17 protein-coding genes are annotated in these 20,247 nt (G+C 25.7%); 11 read left to right on the top strand and 6 right to left on the bottom strand.

All coding sequences use genetic code 4. The features are described from left to right. Positions 1-305: 305 nt before the first annotated feature. The 11 genes from secG (at position 306) to JXZ92_RS00155 (ending at position 12,357) form a co-directional block, all read left to right on the top strand. On the top strand, positions 306-539 hold the full coding sequence (gene secG, locus JXZ92_RS00205; RefSeq protein WP_205851731.1) for a preprotein translocase subunit SecG: 234 nt from the start codon (positions 306-308) through the stop codon (positions 537-539). Positions 540-543: 4 nt separating this feature from the next. Next, positions 544-2,763, top strand: a complete 2,220-nt coding sequence (gene rnr / locus JXZ92_RS00200) for a ribonuclease R (RefSeq protein WP_205851729.1) — start codon at positions 544-546, stop codon at positions 2,761-2,763. Continuing rightward, positions 2,711-3,526, top strand: a complete 816-nt coding sequence (locus JXZ92_RS00195; RefSeq protein WP_241006853.1) for a tRNA1(Val) (adenine(37)-N6)-methyltransferase — start codon at positions 2,711-2,713, stop codon at positions 3,524-3,526. Before rnr ends, JXZ92_RS00195 begins: the two co-directional genes overlap by 53 nt. Position 3,527: 1 nt before the next feature. Further along, a complete protein-coding gene (gene metG / locus JXZ92_RS00190; protein ID WP_241006852.1) occupies positions 3,528-5,072 on the top strand; it encodes a methionine--tRNA ligase in 1,545 nt (514 codons plus the stop codon). An 11-nt stretch (positions 5,073-5,083) separates the two neighbouring features. Further along, the gene (locus tag JXZ92_RS00185) at positions 5,084-5,368 is read left to right on the top strand and encodes an antibiotic biosynthesis monooxygenase (protein ID WP_205851727.1); all 285 of its coding nucleotides are present in this window, start codon (positions 5,084-5,086) and stop codon (positions 5,366-5,368) included. A gap of 107 nt (positions 5,369-5,475) precedes the next feature. After that, positions 5,476-6,318, top strand: coding sequence for an RluA family pseudouridine synthase (locus tag JXZ92_RS00180; protein WP_205851725.1), 843 nt, complete (start codon positions 5,476-5,478; stop codon positions 6,316-6,318). 7 nt (positions 6,319-6,325) lie between these two features. Continuing rightward, on the top strand, positions 6,326-6,628 hold the full coding sequence (locus JXZ92_RS04010; protein ID WP_308699347.1) for a glutamyl-tRNA amidotransferase: 303 nt from the start codon (positions 6,326-6,328) through the stop codon (positions 6,626-6,628). Continuing rightward, a complete protein-coding gene (locus tag JXZ92_RS00170; protein WP_205851723.1) occupies positions 6,628-7,944 on the top strand; it encodes an amidase family protein in 1,317 nt (438 codons plus the stop codon). The genes JXZ92_RS04010 and JXZ92_RS00170 overlap by 1 nt, the downstream gene beginning before the upstream one ends. After that, positions 7,945-9,372: an Asp-tRNA(Asn)/Glu-tRNA(Gln) amidotransferase subunit GatB gene (gatB, locus tag JXZ92_RS00165; RefSeq protein WP_205851721.1), complete on the top strand. Its 1,428-nt coding sequence runs from the start codon at positions 7,945-7,947 to the stop codon at positions 9,370-9,372. Next, on the top strand, positions 9,353-10,474 hold the full coding sequence (locus JXZ92_RS00160; protein ID WP_205851719.1) for a YhjD/YihY/BrkB family envelope integrity protein: 1,122 nt from the start codon (positions 9,353-9,355) through the stop codon (positions 10,472-10,474). The genes gatB and JXZ92_RS00160 overlap by 20 nt, the downstream gene beginning before the upstream one ends. 209 nt (positions 10,475-10,683) lie before the next feature. Further along, the gene (locus tag JXZ92_RS00155; protein WP_205851716.1) at positions 10,684-12,357 is read left to right on the top strand and encodes a hypothetical protein; all 1,674 of its coding nucleotides are present in this window, start codon (positions 10,684-10,686) and stop codon (positions 12,355-12,357) included. A 127-nt stretch (positions 12,358-12,484) separates the two neighbouring features. Here JXZ92_RS00155 and JXZ92_RS00150 read toward each other — a convergent pair whose 3' ends face one another. The 6 genes from JXZ92_RS00150 to JXZ92_RS00125 are packed head-to-tail and all read right to left on the bottom strand — an operon-like array spanning position 12,485 to position 20,212. Continuing rightward, the gene (locus JXZ92_RS00150) at positions 12,485-14,443 is read right to left on the bottom strand and encodes a hypothetical protein (RefSeq protein ID WP_205851715.1); all 1,959 of its coding nucleotides are present in this window, start codon (positions 14,441-14,443) and stop codon (positions 12,485-12,487) included. Between the two features lie 2 nt (positions 14,444-14,445). Next, positions 14,446-14,721 carry a hypothetical protein gene (locus tag JXZ92_RS00145; protein WP_205851713.1) on the bottom strand — a complete coding sequence of 92 codons (276 nt, stop codon included), beginning with the start codon at positions 14,719-14,721 and terminating at the stop codon, positions 14,446-14,448. 3 nt (positions 14,722-14,724) lie between these two features. Next, complete coding sequence (locus tag JXZ92_RS00140) at positions 14,725-15,765, bottom strand: carbohydrate ABC transporter permease (protein WP_205851711.1); 1,041 nt, start codon at positions 15,763-15,765, stop codon at positions 14,725-14,727. Beyond that, positions 15,713-16,756 carry a carbohydrate ABC transporter permease gene (locus JXZ92_RS00135; protein WP_205851709.1) on the bottom strand — a complete coding sequence of 348 codons (1,044 nt, stop codon included), beginning with the start codon at positions 16,754-16,756 and terminating at the stop codon, positions 15,713-15,715. Before JXZ92_RS00135 ends, JXZ92_RS00140 begins: the two co-directional genes overlap by 53 nt. Further along, a complete protein-coding gene (locus tag JXZ92_RS00130) occupies positions 16,746-18,830 on the bottom strand; it encodes an ATP-binding cassette domain-containing protein (RefSeq protein WP_205851707.1) in 2,085 nt (694 codons plus the stop codon). Before JXZ92_RS00130 ends, JXZ92_RS00135 begins: the two co-directional genes overlap by 11 nt. A gap of 38 nt (positions 18,831-18,868) precedes the next feature. Next, positions 18,869-20,212 (bottom strand): thermonuclease family protein, encoded by a 1,344-nt coding sequence (locus JXZ92_RS00125; RefSeq protein WP_205851706.1) that lies wholly within the window; start codon positions 20,210-20,212, stop codon positions 18,869-18,871. Positions 20,213-20,247 lie beyond the last annotated feature (35 nt).

Below are 20,247 nucleotides of genomic sequence, written 5' to 3'. Positions count from 1 at the left end.
AATAATATAAACATTAGAAATATATAAATAATTTACAAAATATTATATAAGCGTTCTCTTTTTTAGGTCTAAGCAACATCCGAAACCATATTCTTTTAAACAAATTAAAAAGTATTTATGTTTTTTAAGCTATAACATGGACACAAAATAAAAATTAATATTTGATTTATTTTCTTAAAAAAATAATTGAAAAATATCTTATACAGATAAATATTTAAATTTTTAATTTAAAAAAAGTAATTAACTAAATTAAAAAAAATTAATTATGTTATACTTTAAATAAAGTGTAAATTTAAGGAGTAAAGATGACAATTTTAACAGTAGTATTAATATTATGTAGTTTTATAATTATTCTTATTTCCTTTGCTATGTCTCCTGATTCAAATGGTTTTTCAGGAGCGCTAGTAGGTTCTGGCGATTTAGAATTGTTCAAAAACTCAAAAGAAAGGGGAATTAAGAAGGTTTTAAAATATTCAATGATGTTTTTTGGATTTGTTTTATTTGCTTCTGCAATAATACTTAAAGCCATCTTAAGTTAAATAAATGGATATAGAAAAAGTTGTATCATATATACAAAGCGAAAAGTCAAGGAGTTTTTTAAGTATTGCCAAACATTTTAGAATACTCCCTAAAGATAATCATAAATTAACAAAAATATTATCTCAATTACAAAAAGAATATAAAATTTTCAAAAATAATAATGATGAATATTATGCACCAATTTTAGTTGATATTATAGAGGGCGTATTAAACGTAAACAATAAAGGACAATTTGGTTTTGTTGACTATAATATCGATGAGGTAAACAACACCAAAGATAGCGTTTATATTAGAAACTTTAACTTTAATAGCGCATTACATAATGACAAAGTTAAAGTGAAGGTTTTTAAAAATCCAAAAGATGATAAGTCAGACTTAACTAGTGGTGTAGTAGTCGAAATAATCGAACGTGGAAATGATGAAATAGTTGGTTTTATAAAACTAAAAAATAATACTAATTATTTTGTTCCAGTCGAAGCTAAAATGAAAAGTTTAACATGAACTATAATACCTAATTTAATTCCTATTAAACTTAACGATTTGGTAGTTGCTAAAATTTTAAAATACGATTCTAAAAACGTTTTAATCGAAATAACTAAAGTTATAACTAACGAAGCTGATCCAATGGTTTATGTTAAATCATACCTAGAACAAATTAAAGCGCCAAATAGTTTTCCTGAAATTTTAGACAATGAAATTGATAATATCCCCGAAACAATCGAAAGTGAAGATTTAAGTAGAAGAGTTGATTTAACCGATAAAATGATTGTTACAATCGATGGTGACGAAACAAAAGACTTTGATGATGCTATTTACGTTAAAAAGTTAGAAAATGGTAACTACTTTTTAGGGGTATATATCGCTGATGTTTCACATTATGTAAAAGAAGGTACAGAAATTGATAACGAAGCTTTAAAACGTGGCACAAGCATTTATTTAGTCGATAGAGTTATACCGATGTTACCTTTCGGCCTTTCAAACGGTATTTGTTCATTGAACCCAAACGAAAAAAGATTTGTTATAGCATGTGAAATGGAAATTGATAAATATGGAAATAACGTTAAAGTAGATATTTTTGAAGGTATTATTGAAAGTAAATTTAGATTAACTTATAAACAAGTTGATAAATTTTTCAATGAGAATAAACTAGTTTTTACTCAAGAACCTAAAAATGATGTTGACAAGCTAAAATTAATGTTAAATGATGCAAAAGAACTAAGTTTGATTTTACATGATTTTAAGATAAAACAGGGTTATGTTGATTTTGAAATTGTGGAACCAAAAATAAAATTAGATAACGAAGGAAGAGTTAGTCATATCTTAATTAATGAGCGTGGGTTTTCAGAAGTTTTAATAGAAGACTTTATGGTTAGAGCAAACGAAACTGTAGCAAAATATTTATACGATAATAAATTACCTGTTTTATATCGTATTCACGAATTACCTGACCAGGAGAAAATTACAAATTTAAAAAACACTTTAGAAGCAATAGGAATCAAATCTGAAAACTTAAATTTCAATAAATTATCGCCTAAAAGTTTTTCTAAAATTGTAGAAAAAATAAAAGAACATAGAAATGATGATTTTATTAAATTAATGTTCTTGAGAACAATGCAAAAAGCAATTTATTCTCCTGAAAATATAGGTCATTTTGGTTTAGCATCAGAATATTATTGTCACTTTACAAGTCCGATACGTAGATATCCAGATTTAGTAATCCATAGAGTTATTAGAAACTTTCTTATTGATAAAAAAGAAGATAAGATTGATGAATACAGAAGTAAAATAATAAGTTATGGAGATTTAAATACTAAATCAGAACAAAAAGCAGTTCAAATCGAAAGAAATGTTAATGATTTAAAATTTGCAGAATTTTTGAAAAATCAAATTGGAAAAAAATATAAAGTTCAAATTTTAAGTATTTTAAATTTTGGTTTTTTTGTTGAATTTGACTTTAAAGCTAGTGGTTTAGTTCATAAAACTTCGTTAATTGACGATTTATATGAAGCAAATGACACATTGACAAAACTTATAGGTACAAAAACTAAGAAAACATTTACAATTGGTGATTATGTTGAAGTTGTTATTCTTGGGGTAGATTTGGTAGAAGGGAAAGTTGATTGTTGTTTAGCTTCTTTATATCCTGAATTTATAGCAAAAAAGGAAAAAGATGAGCAATTTAGAAGAAACCATGAAACTAACAGACGCTTTAAAAAATCGTAATATCATAAAAAATTCTCTTGGGTTTGATTCAAATTTATATGTTTACCAAGATAAAGACATGTTTAATTATTCAGTAGATACAATCTTGTTAGGGAATTTTATTACTTTAAATCAAAAAATAAGTAGAACATTAGAAATAGGAGCGAACAATGGTGCTTTATCCATTTTCGTTGCTTCTAGAAGTTCTAAACTTAAAATTGATGCAGTAGAAATCCAAAAAGAAGCATATGAATTAGCAAAATTTAATATTAAATTTAACAATTTAGACTCACAAATTAATGTAATAAATGAAGATTTTAACATTTTTTGAAAGGACCACACAAAAAACGTTAAACCAAAATATCAAGTTATTTTTTGTAACCCCCCTTTTTATTCTTTTGATAAAACTAAAATTAAAAAAGATTGAAATGAAGCTAAATTAATAGCAACTCATGAAGTAAAACTAAATTTAGAACAACTATTCCAAGGTTGTTCTAAAATAATTGAACAAAAAGGATATTTAACAATTGTTCTCCCTATAGAACGTTCAATTGACGCTTTTACCTTAATGAGAAAGTATAATTTCGAACCTAAAAGAGTTCAATATGTATTTACAAGATCTAGTGAAAAACCTAAATTTGCATTGATAGAGGCTAGATTTCAGTCTGGTTGAGGTACACATTTTTTACCTAACTTGTATTTGCACGCTGATAACGATAAACTAAACCACGATTATTTACCTGAAATAAAAAATATTTATAAACCTATTAAAATTAAGGAATAATATGAAAAAGAGATTTTATATAACTACACCTATTTATTACGCTAGCGGAAATTTACATATTGGTCATTTGTACACAACCGCACTAACTTGAGTTATTGCAAATTATAAAAAGTTAGATGGTTATGATGTAAGAATGTTGACCGGTTCCGATGAACATGGATTAAAAATACAACAAAAAGCCGAAGAAAAAGGGGTAAAACCACAAGAGTTCGTTGATGAACTAGCATTAAAATTTCAACAGATGTGAAAAGATTTTCGCATTGAATATGATTATTACTCAAGAACAACTTCACAATACCACAAAAAAACAATACAAGATATTTTTAGTTATTTTCTAAAAAAAGAATTTGTATATAAAGGAAAATATCAAGGTCTATACTCTATTCCTGATGAAGAGTTTTTAACCGAAACTCAAGCAATTAAAAAAAATGGTAAATTTTATCACCCAACTTCAGACCACGAACTTACTTTAGTATCTGAAGAAAGTTACTTTTTTAAAATGAATTTATTTCAAGATTGACTAGTTGATTATATAAATAAAAATAAAGAATTTTTAGCTCCGAAAAAAATTGAAAACGAAATGATTAATAATTTTATTTCAAAAGGGCTTGAAGATTTATCGATAACAAGAGCCAAAATTGATTGAGGAATTAAAATTAATGAAGACCCTTCACATACTGTTTACGTTTGGCTAGATGCTCTTGCTAATTATATTACAGCACTAGGGTTTGATATTAACGGCAATCACAAAGATGATTTTAAATATTTTTGAGAAGATGATAATGCAGAAGTTGTTCACTTAATAGGGAAAGAAATATCTCGTTTTCATATGATTTATTGACCTATTTTCTTAAAAGCATTAAATTTAAAATTACCTTCAAAAATACAATCGCACGGATGGATAATTACCCCTACTGGTAAAATGTCAAAATCTAAAAACAACATTATAGATCCATATAAATTATTAGAAAAATACGATCCTGAAATTATAAAATATTTCTTTGTTAGTCAAAGCGCACTTGGTGATGACATTGTTTTCGATGAAGAAAGATTCGTTAATACAATTAATGCTGAATTAATTAATACTTATGGAAATTTGATTGCACGTACTTTAAAAATGAAAAGCAATTCTTTTTCTAACCCGATAAAATATGCAAAAACTACTTATCAAGAAGATTTAGATATCGAAAATGATATAATAAATTCAATTAAAGAATATAAAAATAACTTTGATGAGTTTAGAATAAATAAAGCTTTTCAAATTGCAAACGAGCTTGGAAACCAATTAAACAAATATATTGATTTAACTAAACCATGAACTATTACAAATTTAGATCGCCTAGAACAAATTTTAGTTAGATTATTAAACGGAATATACGCACTTTCTACATACTATTCGGTTGTTTTACCAAATAAAGTATCAGAAGTTGCGACGGCACTAGATTTAAAAGAATTTAAATTAGATGAAATTAAAGACTTTACTAAATTTAATGACAAAAAATTAACTGAATCGTTCATTCTATACAAACGTTTAAAATTTAATTAAGGAGAATAATTATGATATATGCACAAGCAACAATTTACACAATTGATCCTGAAAAATTAAAAGGTTTTATTGATTATTTATATGTTTTTACGCAAAAAACAAGAATGAAAGAAAAAAACCTTTCTTATGAATACGGATTAATGACAGAAGAAAAAATATTAGTAATACAAAGATGATCTACGAAACAAGATTATGAAGACTTCATTAATATTGAAGAATTTGCAAAAGAATTAAAAATGCTTAAAAAAATGTCTAAAAATGTAAAAAATTTATACCAAATTGAATTGACAAGATAAGAATTTTATACTAGTAAGATAACTCTATTTATTAATGGCGTTATCTTATTTTATACAACATTAAACTATAATTAATGTATAATTAATAATTATAATAAGGAGAATAAATGTTTGAAATTTTAGCCACCAAAAACGACTCTGGTAGAACTATTTATAAGTTAATTGCCAAGTATTTAACCAATTTGCCTAAAAGCAAATTGGAAAGTCTATTTCGTAAAAAAGATATTAAAATAAACGGGAAAAGAATAAACGAAAAAAGTTTAATAGTTCAAGAAAATGACCAAATAGTAATTTACGGAATTTTTGATAAAAAAGAAAAAAAAGAAGTTTTTAAAGTAGAACAAAATTTTAATATCATCTACGAAGACGAAAATATATTAATAGTAGATAAAAAAATAGGAGTTGAAGTTCACGGGCCTGATAATTCCTTAGATAATCAAGTTTTATCTTATTTGAAATTTAAACAAATAGATAGTTTTAAACCAAGCCATGTTGGTAGATTAGATAAAGAAACAAGTGGGTTGATAATTTATGGTAAAAATTACCACACAGTTAAACAATTAAATGATAAAATTTCTAATTTTGATAAAAAATATATGTTTAAAAGTGATTTTAATGAACAATACAAAGAGGTTGAACTTTATTTCTTAAAAGATTATTCGACAGGAAAAATGAAAGTTTCACCAAAAGAAAAAGAAAATTCTAAGTATTCTAAAACAATACTTTATGTTGAGAAGAATAAAAAAATTGCTCAAATTTTAACTGGTCGCAAACATCAAATTAGACTTACACTTAAGTTTTTAGGTAAACCTATTTATGGTGATATAAAATACGGTGGTAAAAAAGCAGATAGATTAATGTTACATTCTTATTACTTAAAACTACAGAATTTAAATGGTGATTTAAAATATTTAAATGGTTTTGAATTTTACTCATTACCAAAATGATAGGAGTATAATGATTATAAATAAGGAAAAAATTAAAGAAATAGTAAGTTCGCTAATGTTTAACCCTAGTGAGGAAGTTTTAAATAATATAATTAAAAATTGAAATGAGTTAGAAAATGATTTAAAAAATCTTGATAAATTAAATTTGGATAATATAAAACCGCTTTCACACATAAACGAGGAATACAAAATAGATTTATTGAGAGAAGATGAATTTGATAATGAATTTAAATCAATTGATAAAAATCAAATTTTATCAAACGCAAAAACTTCTGACCAGGACTATGTAACAATTACAAAGGTGGTTAAATAATGAAAAGAGTTATTAAAAACAAAGGTAATTTACAACTTGCATTAAACAATTTAAAAAACGACAAAAATAACGCCGTTGCTTTTGTATATGATAAAATCGAAAATAAAAATGTTGGATTATTTAAAGATGTTGTCGTTACAATAAAAGATAATTATGCTACAAATGATGCGCCAACAAGCGCTTCTAGTTTGATATTAGAAAAATTTAATACACATTATAACGCTACAGTTATTGATAAATTTATTCAACAAGGAGCTTTAATACCTGCAAAATTACATTTGGATGAATTAGCACTTGGTGGTACAGGTACACATAGTGCTTACGGTATAGTAAAAAACAAATTTGATTCTAGCAGATTATCCGGAGGTTCTTCTTCAGGTTCTATAGCTACTTTTGACGAAAACATTTCAATAGCTTTAGCTAGCGATACAGGTGATAGTGTTAGATTACCGGCAAGTTATAACGGTGCAGTAGGTTTTAAACCTTCTTATGGTGCAATTAGCAGATACGGTTTATTTGCTTACGCTTCTTCACTAGATACAGTAGCATATTTTACACATAATGTTAACGACGCAATTGTAACTTCGCAAATTTTATTCGGAAAAGATAAATATGACATGACTAGTTTAGATATCGAGATTAAAGAAGTTATTAAGACAAAACCTAAAAAGATTGCTTTATTAAACTTTTCAAAATTTTCAGAAGATTATGTTAATGTTTCGGTTGAAAAACTTCATAAAAACTTAAAAAAGGAAGGTGTTGATGTAGATGTTATTGAACCTAATTTGGATATTTTAAATGCAATTAAACCAGTCTACAAAGTAATTTCTTTTTCAGAAGCTAGTTCTAATTTAGCGAACTTAAATGGTATCGCTTTTGGCTCTAGAGTAGAAGGAGATTCTTGGGAAGAAGTTATTAAAAACACAAGAAGCAGTAAATTTGGGAAAATGGTTCAAGAAAGGTTATCACTTGGTAGTTATTTTCTTTATTCAGAAAATATCGAAGAAATATTTGTTAAAGCCCAAAAGGCTCGTCGTGTGATAAAAGATTACATGAACGATTTACATGAAAAATATGATGCTGTTATATTTCAAGCTTTTGGAGGTGTTGCACCTAACTTTGATCAAAATAGTAAATATGGTGTTTTAGAATTTATTTTAACCGCGGCAAATTTAGGTGGATATCCTTCGATTACAATTCCGTTTGATAAACACAAAAATTTACCTTATAACTTGACAATAGAATCTAAAATATATTCAGATGCAAAGCTTTTAGGGATTGCAGAATATTTTGAAGAATTATTAGGAGGGAAATAAATGAAAAATTTTGAAGTCATTATAGGTATAGAAATTCATATTGAACTTAAAACAAAGACAAAAATGTTTTCTCCCGCATTAATAGATTTTAATGCCGAACCAAACACATACGCAAACCAAATAGACTTAGCATATCCGGGAACTTTACCACTAGTTAATAAACAAGCTGTTAAATATGGTATCGCCCTAGCGAAAGCTTTAAAAATGAAAATAGACGACGAATTACATTTTGATCGTAAAAACTATTTTTATCCGGATTTACCAAAAGGATATCAAATTACTCAATTTTTCCGTCCAATTGGATCAAACGGTTCTTTAGAAATTAAATTACCAAACGGAGAAAAAAAAGAAATTAAAATTGAAAGAATCCATCTTGAAGAAGATACTGCAAGACAACACCACAACACCGATAGTACACAATTAGATTACAACCGTGCCGGAGTGCCTTTGATTGAGATAGTTACTTACCCGGTTATTAGAAGTGCTGACGAAGCAGCTGCATACGTTGATATGATCAAAAAAACAGTACTAGCATTGGGTATTTCAGAAGGTAAATTGGAACAAGGTTCATTACGTGCCGATATAAACATTTCATTGCGACCATATGGTGTAAACATTTTTGGTACTAAAGTAGAAATTAAAAATATGAACTCACTTTCAAATATCAAAAAAGCAATCGAAAACGAAATTGAAACACAGTCAAAACAATTACTTACTGGGGAAAAAATTCTTCAACAAACCAAAAGATTTGATGAAAAAACAAATTCAAATATAGTTATGAGAACGAAAACGGGTACAGTTGAATACAAATACTTCCCAGACCCTAATATACCATATATTAAACTTTCAAGCAATTTTATAAATTCGATAAAAATAAATGAACTACCACACCAAAAAGAACAAAGATATTTAGATAGTAAAGTTCAACAAATTTATGTAGATAGTTTGATTGATGATATTGATTTGGCTAATTATTTTGACTCTATCGAATATTTAGATAAAAATAAATTATCAAAAATATTTTTTGCAGAAGTAGTATCTTTGGCGAATACTAAATCAGTCAAAGCTTATGAATTAAATATAAAACCAGAACACATAAAACAAGCAATAGAACTTTTAGATCAAGAAATTATTTCAAGTAAATCATTAAAGAAATTAATACCGCTTTTAGTTAATTATAACGATAAAATTGATATTTTACTTGAAAAGCACAACTTAAAACAAATAACAGATCAAAACCTAATTGATCAAATAATAATTAATATAGTTGATAAAAACCAAAAAATTACAGATGAATACATAACAAGACCCGAAAAAGTTCTTAAATTCATTCTTGGTATGTTAATGAAAGAAACTAACGGACAAGTTAATCCTCAATTATCTAACCAAAGAGCACTTAAAGTATTAGATGAAAAATACAAAAATTAACTATAAAAAACTCTCAAAATTAAGAGGGAAAAACTCTATAGTAAGAGCTTTTTATTTGAATATAATTCAACCAAGTAAATTTATTATTTTTTCAATAATATATGAAAAAATAATAAAGTATATTATTAGTTTTTTCGCTTTCATTCTCATTAGAGCAAATAATATTGAAAAAAAAGATACTAGAACTAAAGTAGTTCACAAAGTATATGAAAATTTTTCAACTCAGAATTTTACATTTATATGATTATCAATTACTTTTTATCTTCTCATTTCTGTGGTTCCAATTATTTATATAATTAACTTTTTAAATTTGACGATCACCGATAACATTTCAACTTTAACAAATCATGTTGAAGTCTTAACCAAAGAATACAACACTAACAATACAAGTATTTTTCAAGGCTTATTTAACAATATAATTTTTAATAAATTTATTCCTGGTGGACAACAATATTTTAATAACAACGAAGGTGTTGAAGTTATTGACGATTCATTTAGTAAATTATATTCTTTAATACCTGGTTCTTTTATTGCTATACCTTCGCTTTACATTTCTGCGGGCGGATATGGAAAAATAATTACAGCTTATAATTATATGTTTTCTCACGATAAAGTAGGAACTTATTGAGGAAATAAACTAAAAGGATTGTTTTTAGTTTTCGCAATTTCTATATTACTATTTATATTTAGTAATATTTATATATTAATATATGCCTCAATGATTAAAAATGGATTAAGTAAAACTCATTGAATTTTAGATGTATTTTACTTATTCTTTTCGCTAGTTTTCTTCTTAGTGTCTTTTTTAGTTTTATTTAGATTAACACCTTCTTTTAAATTAAATTTTAAATCTATTTGAAGAGGAGCAATAATATCCACAATTCCAACGTTTGGATTATTAATAATATATACATATTTAAATAAAGTTATTTCATACTCTAAATTTGGGTCTGCTGTAGGTTTCTTTTTTACTGTTGGATTTTTTATAAACTGATTTTCTTATTTTATGTTTTTAGGTATAACATTTAATGAAGCTTACTATAAAAATTATATTAGCACTCGTACAATACCTAAAAAAGTATATTTTTGATTGATGATTTAAATTATTAAGCAATTATTCCTATTTATTAAACAAGATATTTTTTATTTTAACTCTACATCTTGATAGGTCCAGAACTCAAAAAATAACTAAAATTTAAATAAAAAAATATATAATAATATTGTTTAGTTATCAATCTAATAAATAATAAAATTATTATTTATTTTTTATTTAAAACTAAATAATTTCCACAAATAATACAAGGAGAAAAAATGAAATTTAAAACAAAATGATTTAAAGGATTAGTTTTAGTCTTACCTTTTGCAGCGGCAGCTATCACCGTTGGTACTGTTCTAGGTTTAAAAAACAATGAAGAATCACCTGAAAAAGTTGCATATATAAAAGTTATAAATGAAGCGACCGAATTTTTAAATTCCACACCAGATCAAGGTTTCTCAAACATTAAAGAAAAATTAAAATCTAAAGTCGAAGAGGCTAAAAAAATAATTCAATTAGATAATAAAACTCTTGAAGAATTAAAAAATGAAACTCAAAAATTGATAGCATCATTTAATGAAGCGAAAGATAATAAAGAAAAAGTTTTGGTTTCCAACGCAAGAAAACAACTTAAATCAAAACTAGACGAGATTAAGAAATATCTAGATTCTTTAGATGATACAAAATATCCAACAGTAAAACAAGAATTACAAAATAAATATAATGAATCTGACAAAATACAAAAACAAGATAATCATCCTAAAGAAACATATAGAAACGAAACAAGAAATATCGAAAACGCCTTAAACAAGGCTAAATCAGACGTAAGAACTAAAGATGAAGAAATAAGAATAGAAGAGGAAAACAAAAAAGCTATTCAATCACTTAAAGAAGAAATAACACAAATTAAATCAAAGATAAACGAACAAAATAATAATTTAAATGATAGATATAAAACACAAAAAGATAAAGTTAGCGCAAAACTTTTAACATTCAATAATGATGATTCGCAAACAAGAAATCAATTAGAGGCAACAAAAACAAAAATAATCTCATTCGAAAGTGAATTTAATAATTTTGAAAGAGATACAAAAATTTTAGATGAAGTTATTAATTCGCATCAAGAAGAATTTAAAAATGTAGATAATAGTAATCAAATTTTAAATAAATTAAATCAACTAAAAGAAAGCGCATCTTTAAACCTAAAAAAAGCAGGAGAACTAAATTTTGTAAAAGATGAAAATTCTAAAAACAAATTCTTTAATTGGGTATTAGGCGATAATAATGTTACATTTTCAAAAAATGATGATAAAGAAAGATATTTAAGTATATTAAATGACGAAACTTCATTAGAACTTAAAAACGAAATTAAAAACAAATTATTAGATACAACTGGACTTAAAAATATGTTTGCTGTATTACTAGGATATGAGGAAAATTATAATGATTTATTTATAAATAACTCATATATAATTGATAAAAATAATTTAAATAACAAAAATTATGATAATTTTAAACACTTTGAAGGAAATGACAATGGTAAAATTGGTTTACACCCAAGATTACTGGAAAATTGATTAATTTTTAATTGGGATAAAGATCAAAATAACACCCACTATGGTGATACTGTTGATAAAATAAATGATAAAGTTGAACAATTATTTACAGAGTTAGAAAAAATTGATAATGTAGAAACATTTAAAGAAAACGAATTTACTGAACTATCAAAAAGAATAAATGATTTTAGCCCTTTAATTAAAAATGCAATGACAGACGATAAGAGAGCGAAAGCAAAAGAATATTCAGAAGCTTATTTATCTTCATATTTAAATTTAGCCATAATAAAATATGAAATGAAAAAATATATTGCTAAAGAAATAGAAAAAGTAAATAAAAGCATAAGTGTTGTTGAAAAGATAAACAACTTCTTGGAAGATTCAAATAAATAATAACTATTAAAATAACATTAATTTAGATGTTATTTTTTAATATAATAGAATTTAAAATATGATTGAGCATAAAAAAACACCAAAAAGTTGTTAAATTTGGTGTTTTTTTGCTTTAGTATAATTAAATTTATTTTACATTCGCTATTCTAACAAATGCTGGATCAATTATAAATTGTCCTTGATTTATTTTTTCTTTTGTTATTTCGTAGTCATTAAAATTAACGTTATCTAAACTCGAAGCTGTTTTTGTATCTTGAAATAATGAATAAATATCATAAGCTTTTCATTCTTCGCTAGATTCTTGAACTTCTAATCAATAAGTTTTTTCTCTTTGAGTTGAGTCTGTTTTACTTGGTTTTGTACCTAAAATAATTTGGGTTTTATTTTCTAATAAGAATAATATTTTAGCAAATATTTCATTTAATGAAAATTGAGTTGATTTAGCTATATTAGCTTCTTCTCTAACAAAATTAATTATTTTATCAATATCTTCTTTATGATCTTGTCTAAATTTTGTTAAGAATTGTTCGTCTTTTTCTGGTAGGTTTAATTTATCTATATATGCTCTAGAAGTTTGAATTCTTTCAACTTCTTCTATTTCTTCTTCGAATTTTTTAAGCTTAACCTCTGCTTCAACGATTCTAGCTTCATTTTCTTTAATTAATCTCGAATTTAATGAAGAAGATTTTGGATTAGTACTCATTTGTGCTCTTAATGTATTATTAAGGTTAACATATTTATTAATTCTATTACGCAATTCATTAATACTATCAGAACTATATTTATAAATTATTAAATATAAATGTGATTCTATAAATTCAATAGGATTTTTTAAGAATTCTTCATTTTGTTGAGCATCTAATTCTATTTGTTTGTCAGGTTGATCTTTTTCAAAAGTGAATATTTGGAATTCAAATGATTTCTCTTTGTTAATTCTGTCTATACCTTGTAATAAGTGGGTAGGACCAAAACCTAAAGAAATACCATTTGATAAACTATCTAAAGAATCTACTTTAAAATTAGAATAATTAGTAATGAAGTTTTTAAAAAGTTCTTTAAGTAATTCTGAACCACGTTTATTTTGTGAATTTAAGAATAAATTTAAATTATTACCAGTTATTTTTTCAAATACGTTTCTAGGAATAGCGTCTTCTACTATTTGTGGCGAAATTGAGACATTAAATTTATAAGAAGATGAGTCATGTGATAATATTGGATTTCCGATTTTTAAATATTCTTCTGCGGAAGTTTCGTTTTTACTTGATTCTTTTGACAAAACATCATAAGTTGCAAACGGAGTGTCTTTTATAAAAGCATTAACAATTCATTTAACATCAGCTTCCGTAACAACATTTTTAATATTAGTTAAATCAAAATAAAAGAAATTATCTAATGCTATTAAACGTTTTTGGATTTCTTTTTCTTTATCAACTAATATACCTGTATCTCTTTTATCATTAAAAATATATCTTTTAATTCTAAATAAATCTTTATGTGTTTGATTAGGTTCAAGTTCTTTATACTCTTGTATTTCATTAGTTAATTCACTAATTGTAGTTTTTAAGGCTTCTAAATTATTAAAATTAGTTCCTAATAATTCTTCTACATATTTAAGACGATCTCAAACATATTGACCATCTGAATCTGTGTTTGGATATGCATCTTTTTCTTTCTTTATTTTTTCTTTTACAGCATCAAATTGATTTTTATAATCATTAATTTTATTTGTATTAATTTTTATTGAACTATAGTCTAATTCATAAAAGTCATTAAATAATTTGTTTAAATGTTGATTATCAACACTTACAATATTCGGGAGTGCAACATCTACGTTTGAAAACGTATAAATAAGTTTTTTAGTTTCTATAATATCTTTTACAAATTCTTTTTGTTTGTAAGCTTCATCTTTTTTAAAATATCCATCTTTAGGATTAAAAGTAACGTTGTTAAATAAATTATTTTTTACAAATTTATCTGAAAATTTTACTGAATTATCGCTATCATAAAAACATGATACAGCACTAAGAGGTGCAAGTGTACTAAGCACAATTCCACCCATTAAAAATTTTATTTTCTTAAATTTCATAATTATGAAAACATATCAACGTATTTTCAAGATTTATATCCAGCATACGAAATGATAGATCCAATCCCGAAGACTACAACTGAAAATGCTAACCCCCCTATTGAATATGATTTGATAAATTTATATGTATCGGTTATTTTTTGATCTAATGTTACTTTTTCAGACAAGTTTAATACAAATTCTAAATTGCTAATTAATATTGATAAAGATACTATTCCAATAAAAGCAATTAAAGTTACAATTGATCATATAATAATTTTTGTTTTATATTTTCCCATAATCTATCCTTTAATTGTTGAACCTTGTCTACTAATTGCACTCATAATTCTTTTTCTAAAGATTAAGTAAATGATAAACATTGGTAAAATAACGATAACCGAAGCAGCTAATCTAATATTTTGTTGTACATTTTGAGTTGAATCAGGATCGTTAGGATCAATACCTGCTTTAAATAATCATACAGAAATAACTTGTGCTTCTTTAAAGTCTGAAGCAATAATTGATGGTCATAAATATGAATTTCAAGACGCTAAGGCTGTTAGAATAACTATTGTTAATGTTGTCGGAACAACCATTGGGAAAGCAACTTTAAATAAGTATTTAAACCCTGAAGCACCATCTACAAGTGAAACTTCTTTAATTCTTCCAGGAATTGCTTCGAAAGCATTTTTATACATAACAGTATTAAAAACACTTGCAACAAATGGAAGAGAAATACCTAATAACATTGTAAGTAAATTGCTTTTTAGGTTTGTTTTAACTACTACTGTATATTGACCAGAAAGTAAGGCAACTTCCGGTAAAACTAAAAGTGCTAAGGCAAAGAATCAAATTATATTTTTACCTTTTCAATTTCGTAACGAAAATGCATAACCCATTAAAAATGTAATAATAACCTTAAGCGTAACAGAAATAAGCACATTTAAAAATGTGAACCCCGCAGATGATCAAAATCCTGAAGTAAAAGCACGTTTATATGTATTCGCAACTACTGTTGCTCAAGGTGCTATTGAAAAACCACCAGCAGTATCTGCGTTAGTATTAACAAAATAAGTTCTACCTTCTGTAAATGAAGGTAAAAATCTAAATTCTGTTTGTAATTTTAACGCTTCATCATCTGTCATAAATGATATAGAAATCATTAAAATAAACGGAAATAATATTAATACCCCAAAAAATGAAAGTAATAATAATTTTGATAGCCCACTTAATATAACTGTTGATAAATTTTTATCAACTACTTCGGAGGTAACTTTTTCTTGATTGCGCTTAATTTTGCTTTTTATTAATCTCTTTTGAAGCTTTAACTTTCATTCAAACATTTCTTTCTCCTAAGTTATTTAGTGATAATTGAACCATAAAGAATCCACCACGAATTATTGATGAGAATGTTACCCCGATGATGAATAATGAAATGGCTGCCGCTCCAGCTAAGTGGAAGTTACCTTGTTTTGTTACTAAATATACATATAACATAAGTGTACCACCACCATATGTAAATGCATCTTCTGGTCTATTTTGGAATAAAGCAAGTGGGAATACTTTAAGTCCACCAATAATACCAAGTGTAATAATAAAGTTAATTGTACCTTTAATTGAAGGTAATGTTATTTTAAAGAACTGTTTAAAACCAGCACAACCATCGATTGAAGCAGATTTATATAAATTCTTATCAACACCTAACATTGATGTTGTAAATATTAAAATATTAAATGCTAAACCGCTTCAAATACCATTAATAAACATAGCGAATAAAGCATTAAAAGTATATGGATCATTTGTTGATAATCATGGTGTATTACCACCTACCATATTATTTAATATACCATTTGTACCAAAGAATTGGATGAATGCTGCAGAAACCGCAACCGCATTAGTTACATATGGCATAAAGAATATTGTTTGTCATAATCCTTTAGCGTATTTACGATGTAATCTTGAAATTACTGATGAAATTGTTAAAGATATTGACATAACAAACGGTAAAACAATTAAACCATAAATGAATGAGTTTCTAACCCCAACGGCAAATCTGATATCTTGGAATATTTTAGAATAATAAGAAAGTGTAAATTGACCATCAGGTGTATAAAATGACTCTTTAATATTAAGAATCATAGGATAAACCGTAAACATACCGATTAAGAATAAACCTGGCGCTAAAAGTAGTAGTGGTATTCAAAATGGAGTTGGTTCATCTAAAATTGAGTGTGATAAAGAAAGTTTTTTCTTAGATTGTTTTTTAAGTGATCAGTTTAGAATGAATGGAATTTTAGTTGCGATAAATTGATGCAAACTATTATTAAAATTCATATTCAATTCTTTCTTCTGTTGATGCATTAAAGATATGTAGTTTATTTAATGGTAAATTGAAATAAATTTTATCATCAACTTTGAAGTTGTATGTATTATCAAGTAAGAAATTAATTTTTCCTACATTTTCAATATCAACAACTAATTTACTTTCTTTACCAAAGTTTTCTTGAATTGCAACTCTACCTTCAAACATATGTTCTTGGTCTTTTTCTGTTAAAATAAAATCTTCAGATCTAACCCCAACATTTAATGATAAGTTTGAAGCATTTGGTATTTTAACTGAATCGATTTTTTTGTTTGCAATGTATAAATTACCATCTTTATATTCAGAACTAAATAGTCCCATTTCAGGCATACCTAAGAAACGAGCAACGAATTGGTTTCTTGGCTTGTTATATAGTTCAAGCGGTGAACCAATTTGTTGAACTTTTGCTGTAGACATACACACAATAATATCAGAAATTGACATCGCCTCTTCTTGATCGTGTGTAACAAACACTGTTGTAATACCTAATGATTGTTGAATTTCTCTAATTCATTGTCTTGTTGAGATACGTAATTTTGCATCTAAGTTTGAAAGAGGTTCATCCATCAATAAAATTTCTGGTTTTTTAACAATAGCACGAGCAATTGAAACACGTTGTTGTTGTCCACCAGATAATCTAGTTGGTTTCTTTTGAAGAATAGGAACTATTTCAACACGCTTAGCAACTTCCATAACTTCATTATGAATTGCTTTACGTAATGAAATATTATCTTTTAAGAATTCTTTTAATTGTAGTTTTTCTTCCTCATCAAGAATTGAAGGAATAGTTCCTTGTCTTTCTTCTTTAAGTTTTTGATTTAAATTATATTTAGTTTCAATTTCTTTAACTAAAGTATAAAAATCTTTTTTAGCTAATAAAGGTAAATTTCTGCTATCTTTTAAAAGAGTTTTGTAAGCTTCGTCTGTTTTTTTAACATTTTTAAATAATTGTTTTTCTTTTAAATATTGAGCTTTAGTTTCTTCTTTAATAACTTTGTATTTTTCAACAATTTCTTTATGTTTTTGAATATATTTATATCTAGTCAATAATTTAAGTAATTTTTCTTCAAGTTTAACAATTTTTATTCTATCGTTTAAATCGTAATTGTGAAGGTCCACAGAAACTAAATTAGCAATATTTTCTTGTAATTCATTTATACGTGAATTATAGTCATCTTCGTTTTTAACTTCCTTGTATTTCAAGATATTTTTATCGAAGTTTTCAAGAATTTCAACCTTAGTAAATGTTTCTGGTAATAAATGATTATTTTTATCAGAAACAAACTTTTCTTTTATATTTCTAATTTTGTTTTTAGAATCTTGTTTTACTTTTTCATTTGTTTTTAATACATTTTTTGTAAGCAATGAAATATCTGAAGTTTCATGAACTATTGATAATTTGTAATTTGTGTGTGCTTTTTCATAATTATCAACTATTTTTGCATAATATTCATTTAATTTGTGTGGCAATTCTTCAGATAGTACTTGTCAAGTGTCAAAAGAAGTGATTAATGAGTTTATTTCTTCTTCTGAAGCTCCTAGTTTTCTTAAATATAATGATCTAATATTGTTTTTAGCTTTTTCCTTTTTTAAAAATGTTTTGAATTGTCAATCAAAATCATTTTTAAGAGGGAAGGCAATGTTTGCATAAACACTTAAATGCGGATATAAAGCATAGTTTTGGAAAACAAAACCGATTTTTCTTTTTTGTGGAGTAAAATCAGTAACATCTTTTCCTTTAAAAAGAATTTTTCCTGAAGTTACTGTTAATAAACCTGCTATAGCATTAAGTGTGGTTGTTTTTCCAGATCCTGATGGACCAAGTAATGTAACTAATTTTCCTTCTGGAATTTTAAAACTAACATTGTCAACTGCTAATGTTTCTCCAAAGTCAATATTTAAGTTTTTAAGTTCAATAGCCGAAATATCATCGTCTTTTTCATTTTTAAACTTATCATAATATGACTTAATTTGATCTTTTGATTCATTATTGTTTGTTAATATTAATTCTAACAATAAATTTTTAATTTTTTTAAGTGAAATCATTAATAATCCTTTCTATTCTAATTTTACTATATTTAATGTTATTTATCAATGTAATCACCTATATTTTTGGAATTTTTATCACTTTTTTCACCATAAAATGGATGTCATTTGTTATTAATTTTGATATTATAGATGTATTTTGTTACATCAAGAGGTCTATCGAAGTATTTAAAGAAACCATTATTGTTTTTTATAGCTTCATTAAATGATTTATACATCTCTGGGTAAATTGATTTAATATATGAATTTTCTAGTGTTTCTGATCTCATAGCTGTTTCTCATGCGTCATTTGCGTATGGCAAAGTAAATCCTGCCCTAACAACCTCGTTGTTATATGAAAATTGATGTTTATCTCCGAAGAAAATATCTGCTGTAACACGTCCATAAGCGTCAAAATCAGTAACAAAACCAACATAAACATCATTTTTATATTCTTCAGAATTTTTAAATAAACTTTCAGCAAAATGTGTTGGCATTAGAGCAAAAGCGTATTCAAATGGTGAAGAAGTAACTACATTATTACCGCTACCAACCGCTTTTTCAGGTGTATCAATTCCAGCTAATCTAATTGTATATTGTTTATCTTTAACCACAGAAACATTCGATACATTTTCTTTATTTTCTAAAGCAATAACATCAAATGTATCTCCGTCTTTTACACGAACTATTTTGGCTCTAAAATAATCAACTTTTTTAGCACTTTTGCTTTCTCAATCAAAAGCGGGTTTAAATTTTGTTTTATCATAAGTTGTTGGTAATTTACTCAAAATTGGATTAATTGTTGTTCTTGGTGCCTCCACTCTAAATTCAATATCTTTTAAATTGAAAAAAGTTTTATCGTCCAAATATGCTTTGTAAGTTATAGTTATGTAATTGTTAACCTCTTCTAAGTTTAAGGCTGCCTCTTGAGATTTAGCATCTTGACCTTTTTGACTTAAAATTCCTAAGTCAAGATTAGATTTTGTTTCTAAAAATTTTCAAGTGATAGTTTTTAGTTGTCCATCTAAATTCATTTTACTTTCAAACGATTCTGGATAACCAGAAATTTGATTAGGATTTCTCAATAATTTTGATCCGTTTTGTTCGGGAATAATTATTGAATTTAAATTATTTTTTTGTTTAATATCATCAACATATTTATTTATATATTCATTAAATCTGTTTCTTGTTTTTATTACAGATTCATTAGGTATTGATGATTTATATTCAATATAATAAACATTTCCTCTTAATTTTGTATTTAACTCTAATTTATCTATTTTTTCGTTAGATTCTTGTTTAGAATCATTAGAACTGGAAGAACATGAAATTGTCGCTACCAGCGATGAAGAGCTTAAAATTATAGGAAAAGCGTATAATAATTTTTTAATATTTTTTTTCATTTTAACATCCTGTTATTAAATTTATAAAATAAATG

The organism is Mycoplasma sp. CSL10137, assembly GCF_017116845.1.
Taxonomy (GTDB): Bacteria; Bacillota_I; Bacilli_A; order Mycoplasmatales; family Metamycoplasmataceae; genus Mycoplasmopsis.
The sequence above is the reverse complement of the archived record's forward strand: the minus strand, read 5'-3'. Positions and strand labels throughout refer to the sequence as shown.